At 29.6% G+C, this 5,107-nt stretch carries 4 protein-coding genes and 1 pseudogene; 4 read left to right on the top strand and 1 reads right to left on the bottom strand.

What is annotated here, in order from left to right; genetic code table 11:
- Positions 1 to 97: pseudogene (locus tag GXW81_RS10315) on the bottom strand (IS982 family transposase); the annotation flags it as partial.
- A gap of 593 nt (positions 98 to 690) precedes the next feature.
- Here GXW81_RS10315 and GXW81_RS10310 point away from each other — a divergent pair.
- From GXW81_RS10310 to GXW81_RS10410, 4 genes are all read left to right on the top strand, one after another.
- On the top strand, positions 691 to 1,881 hold the full coding sequence (locus GXW81_RS10310; RefSeq protein ID WP_161532234.1) for a phosphoglycerate kinase: 1,191 nt from the start codon (positions 691 to 693) through the stop codon (positions 1,879 to 1,881).
- Positions 1,882 to 1,940: 59 nt separating this feature from the next.
- Complete coding sequence (locus GXW81_RS10305) at positions 1,941 to 2,438, top strand: hypothetical protein (protein WP_161532233.1); 498 nt, start codon at positions 1,941 to 1,943, stop codon at positions 2,436 to 2,438.
- Between the two features lie 130 nt (positions 2,439 to 2,568).
- Positions 2,569 to 4,179 carry a TaqI-like C-terminal specificity domain-containing protein gene (locus tag GXW81_RS10300; protein ID WP_161532232.1) on the top strand — a complete coding sequence of 537 codons (1,611 nt, stop codon included), beginning with the start codon at positions 2,569 to 2,571 and terminating at the stop codon, positions 4,177 to 4,179.
- A 394-nt stretch (positions 4,180 to 4,573) separates the two neighbouring features.
- Positions 4,574 to 4,873: a hypothetical protein gene (locus GXW81_RS10410; protein ID WP_221410761.1), complete on the top strand. Its 300-nt coding sequence runs from the start codon at positions 4,574 to 4,576 to the stop codon at positions 4,871 to 4,873.
- Positions 4,874 to 5,107: the final 234 nt, after the last annotated feature.

The following is a 5,107-nucleotide window of genomic DNA, read 5'->3' as shown; positions in this document are numbered from 1 at the left end:
TTTTAGGTGTTCTTCTCTGATAACTAATCAGTTGATTTTCTGAAAAAAGTCCTAAAACTTCCAAAATTCTTTCATATATTTGCTCTATGTTGTTCATTTATATCGTTTTATAGCAAAAACAATATACTGATTTTCAGTCTAATAAACAACTCTTGTTTTTTTCATTTCATAATGCACAACGGGTTACAAATAAATATTTCTATATGGATAAGTTTGTTAATATCTTTTAATTCTATTGTGGATAAGATAGGAAAACTAAGTCTTAGAATTTTAAAATATTTTTTCTATTGCTACATTTTGAAATATTATCCAAATCAAATTTTAATTTTTTTGAGGGAAGATTTTTAAAGTTTTTCCATGTAATAATTATCCCAAACCATACTCGTTTATAATTATCCACATTATGTTATTAAGCACCCAAAAAGGTTAATTTATAACTCTTTACATTGTCTATAAAATGTTAATTAAGTACCTATGATGTGTGATGAAAAATAAGCGAAATATTTATCCACAAAATCACAATACCTACAACATACAACAATCTTCTTTTTATAAATATATATCTAAAAAAATAATGTTATTGATGAATGTTGCTCATGTGGATTGTGAAATATTTGTGTCAAAAATTTTAGTTTTTCAGACAGATAAATCTTAAATTTGTGAAGCAGAAAAAATTAAATAAAAGTAATTATGAAAACAATTAAAGACTATAATTTCCAAGGGAAAAGAGCCGTTATAAGAGTAGATTTTAATGTCCCTCAAAACGAAAAACTAGAAGTTACAGATAATACCAGAATACAAGCGGCAAAGCCTAGTATAGATAAAATACTTAATGACGGTGGTTCGGTGGTTATCCTAACCCATTTAGGGCGTCCTAAAGGACAAGTAAACGAGCAATTTTCTCTAAAGCATATTCTCCCAGAAGTTTCTAAAGTATTAGGCAGAGAAGTTAAATTTTGTCCCGTAACAGTAGGAGAGGAGGCAGAAAAAATGACAGCCGAATTGAAAGCAGGAGAAGTATTATTGATGGAGAATGTACGTTTCTACGAAGGAGAAGAAAAAGGAGATAAAGCCTTTGCAGAATCACTTTCTAAATTAGGAGATGCTTATGTAAATGATGCCTTTGGTACTGCTCACAGAGAACACGCTTCTACAGCGGTTATTGCAGAATTTTTTCCTTCAACTAAATTTTTCGGTTTATTGATGGAGAAAGAATTAGAAGCTATAGATAAAGTATTAGGTTCTGGAGAAAGACCTGTAACTGCTATACTTGGAGGTTCTAAAGTTTCTACCAAAATTACCATTATAGAAAATGTATTACCAGCCGTAGATAACCTTATTATAGGAGGAGGTATGGCATTTACTTTTATTAAAGCTCAAGGAGGGCAAATAGGAAATTCTTTGGTAGAAGAAGATAAGATGAGCTTAGCTCTAGAAATTTTACAAAAAGCAGAACAGCAGAATGTAAAAGTTTATCTACCTGTAGATGTAATAGCTGCGGATAGTTTTAGCAATGAGGCGGAAACTCAAGAAGTAGATTCTAATGAAATACCAGAAGGTTGGATGGGCTTAGATGTAGGAGCAAGAACTAGAGCACTTAATAATGATGTTATTATGAATTCTAGAACGATACTTTGGAATGGTCCATTAGGAGTATTTGAAATGTCTAATTTCTCTGCGGGTACAGAAGCCTTAGGAGACAGCATTGCAGAGGCAACTAAACAAGGTGCATTCTCATTAGTAGGTGGAGGAGATAGTGTGGCATTCGTAAAGCAGTTTAATTATTCTGATAAAGTATCTTATGTTTCTACAGGAGGTGGAGCTATGCTAGAGTCATTAGAAGGTTTAGAGCTTCCAGGAGTTGCAGCTATCAATAAATAATAAAAAAGGAATACTTTTTGTAATAACAGAGACAAATTAATTTAATTAAATAAAAAACTATGAAAAAATCAATTTTAAGTTTAGTATTAGTAGGAGCAGCATTAGCTTTCACTTCTTGTAAAGATAAATGTAAAGAGCATTGCAAAGAAACTTGCGAAAAGAAAGAAGCTGTTGCTAGTGATAGCACTAAAGTAGGAAACCAAGAAGTTGCTACAGTAGTTGCTGAAAATGTTTTAACTCAAAATGTAGGTAAGTACCCTAAAGATTTAGGACTTCTTGATAAGAGTGATTTATCTGAAAGAATTAAAACATTAACAGGAGATAAATACACTGAAATTGTGGCTAACTTTAATGTAGAAACACCAGTAGTATCTGAAGGTGATGTATATAAAACTACAGGTTGTAAAAAGAATAGTTGTTCGGATTATATGACTACTATTTTGTACGATAAGAAAAATGATAACCTTAATGTACTAGTTACAAGCAACGATGCTGTAGTTAAAGAATATAATGAGAAAGGAAAAATAAATTATACAGAAACATTAAAGTCTAAATAATTTATCTTATCACTAAAAATAAGAATAGACCTCAGAAATGAGGTCTATTTTTTTGTAAGATTCTGTGTTGATAAATGCTTATATTTGTCACTCTTTAGAGTACTAGTAATCATCTGTTATCTTTGTTTGTATGCAAACCAATATTTTTGGAGAAAAAGAACCTGAAAAATTAAGTATAGAACAAGTAGCTAAAATGGCTTGTATTTCTACTGCTACAGTCAGAAACTGGATTAAAGCAGGATATTTAATACAAAGAGAAAAAGGATTAATAACTAAAGACTCCTTTGATTCGTGTATGTCCGATATTGTTGGTAATAGAAAACTTAATTCTAGAGCAAATAAATTACATAAAAATTATAAAGTAAATACCAAAGGTATTGATTGGTTAATGAATGGATTTGAAGGAGAAAGAATAGGTATAGAATATGAAAATTCATTATCTAATTCTTATAGAAATAAGGAAGGTATTTACTACACACCTTACTGGATTGTAAGGGATATGTTTAACGATATTAAGATAGATAGAAATTTTACTTTTTTAGATCCTTGTTGCGGATCAGGTAATTTTATAATAGAAGCTATTGAATATGGTATCCCTTTAGAGAACGTTTATGGTTATGATACAGATGAAAATGCAGTGTTAATAACCAAAAAAAGAATAAAAGATAAGTTTGGTTACGATACTCCCAATATAAAGGTGGGTAATTTTTTAGAAGAGGCAAAAAACTTAGATAAGTTTGATTTGATATTTACTAATCCTCCTTGGGGTAAAAAAATAGAAAAGTCTACTAAAGAATATTGGGCTTCTATTTATAACTGTGGAAGCAGTACAGATACTACTTCTCTTTTTATGGCTGCTTGTTTGTCTCTACTTAAAGATAATGGTGTTTTAGGATTTTTAGTACAAGAGGCGTTTTTTAACATAAGTACCTTTGAAGATATTAGAAAAAGAGTAGCTCTAAAAAGAATTAAAAGATTTGTAGATTATGGTAAGGCTTTCAAGGGATTAGTAACAAAAGCACAAGCTATTATAATAGAAAATAAAGAGGGATTGAATGATATAGAGATAAAGTGTAATTCTGAAAATTCCATTTATTACAGAAATTTAAAATCATTTAAGAATAATCCTAAACATATTTTTAATTTTTGGACCACTGAAGAAGAAACAGAGATTATAGAACATTTATATTCTATAGATCATATTACCCTAGAAAATAAGGCAAAATGGGCAATAGGTATTGTAACAGGAGATAATAAAAGATACTGTTCTGATTTCAATAAAGAGGGGTATTTGCCCATTTATAAAGGTTCTGATATTACTAGAGAAGGATTGAAAGTAGCAACTACTTTTATAAAAGAGGATTTTTCTACCTTCCAGCAAGTAGCACCTTTAGAAATGTATCAATCTAAAGAAAAGATAATTTATAAATTTATATCTTCTAATCTTTGTTTTTATTATGATACAGAACAGAAATATATATTGAATAGTGCTAATTTATTTATTCCGTTAGATATAGGAATTACAGGGAAACAACTTACTGATGTATTAAATAGTGATATTATTAATTGGTTATTTAAAAAATTATTTTCTACACATAAAATTTTACGTGGCGATTTGGAGTTGTTACCTATTCATACGGGATATTTTTCAATTCACTCTGACTTTTCAGAGGATAAATATTTAGATTATTTGAACATAAAAAAAGATAATACTAATGGAACTTATAGACTTAAAAAATAGAATAATAGAATCTTTTAAAGGATCACCTGACGACCTTAGAGAAGTTTTAAAAATGGTAGAGGAGGATAAATCTATATTCCCTTTTAATAAATATGAACATCTTATATGTTATTTAATTGATAAGGGAAGTTTGTCGTATTAGCAATACATAGATATAAGGACTGAATATATAAATGAAAATCCTAATCTTTCGATATTTGAAATTTCTGCTCCCAGAGAGTTTGGAGAAAAATTTGCCCAAGACTATATTAAAAAGAAATGTTCTAAATTAAAGACACCAAGTAAGAAACTTGATTCTAACTATTCTGGTGATTATGACTTTTGGTTAGATGGAATAAAAATTGAGGTTAAAGCTTCTAGAGCCGTTGATAGTAGTAGTAATGAACCTCTTTATATGAAGGCTCTTTCCAGAAATACCAGTAAAGATTTTGTAATGAATTTTCAACAATTAAAACCTCAATGTTGTGATGTATTTGTTTGGGTTGCAGTATTTAGAGATGAGATAGTTGTGTGGGTTATGAGTAGTAATGAGGTACTTAATAATCCTTTGTATTCTAAGGGGCAGCATAGAGGTAATAAGGGTAATGAAGGGCAGCTGCATATTAAACAAGATAATATAAGTCAGTTGGATGGGTTTGAATTGAAAGATGATAATTTGGAAGAAGCAATTAAACGAGCATTTGATAGAAATTAATAAAATAACTCCATTGAAAAATAGATTCAATGGAGTTATTTCGTTTATAGAGTAGTATCTCACAAAGTGTGTAAAGTTTAAACTATCGAGGGTTGCAACCCTCGATAGTTTTTTTATTAACTTTAAATTTTTATACACGATGAACAAAGCAGATTTTTTAAACGACGATTTTTTTAAACAATTCCAAAGCGGTGAAGAACTTACCGATTTTTTGAAGTCCATTCAAAAGCGAGG

Source organism: Riemerella anatipestifer (genome assembly GCF_009932355.1).
GTDB lineage: Bacteria > Bacteroidota > Bacteroidia > Flavobacteriales > Weeksellaceae > Riemerella > Riemerella anatipestifer_E.
Note: the sequence above shows the minus strand (reverse complement) of the source record. Positions and strands in the feature narration are given on the sequence as shown.

Bases quoted from the DNA above. Each gene is read 5' to 3' on its own strand.
- GXW81_RS10410 (WP_221410761.1), top strand. From the start codon at position 4,574: ATGAAGGCTCTTTCCAGAAATACCAGTAAAGATTTTGTAATGAATTTT.
- GXW81_RS10300 (WP_161532232.1), top strand. From the start codon at position 2,569: ATGCAAACCAATATTTTTGGAGAAAAAGAACCTGAAAAATTAAGTATA.
- GXW81_RS10310 (WP_161532234.1), top strand. From the start codon at position 691: ATGAAAACAATTAAAGACTATAATTTCCAAGGGAAAAGAGCCGTTATA.
- GXW81_RS10305 (WP_161532233.1), top strand. From the start codon at position 1,941: ATGAAAAAATCAATTTTAAGTTTAGTATTAGTAGGAGCAGCATTAGCT.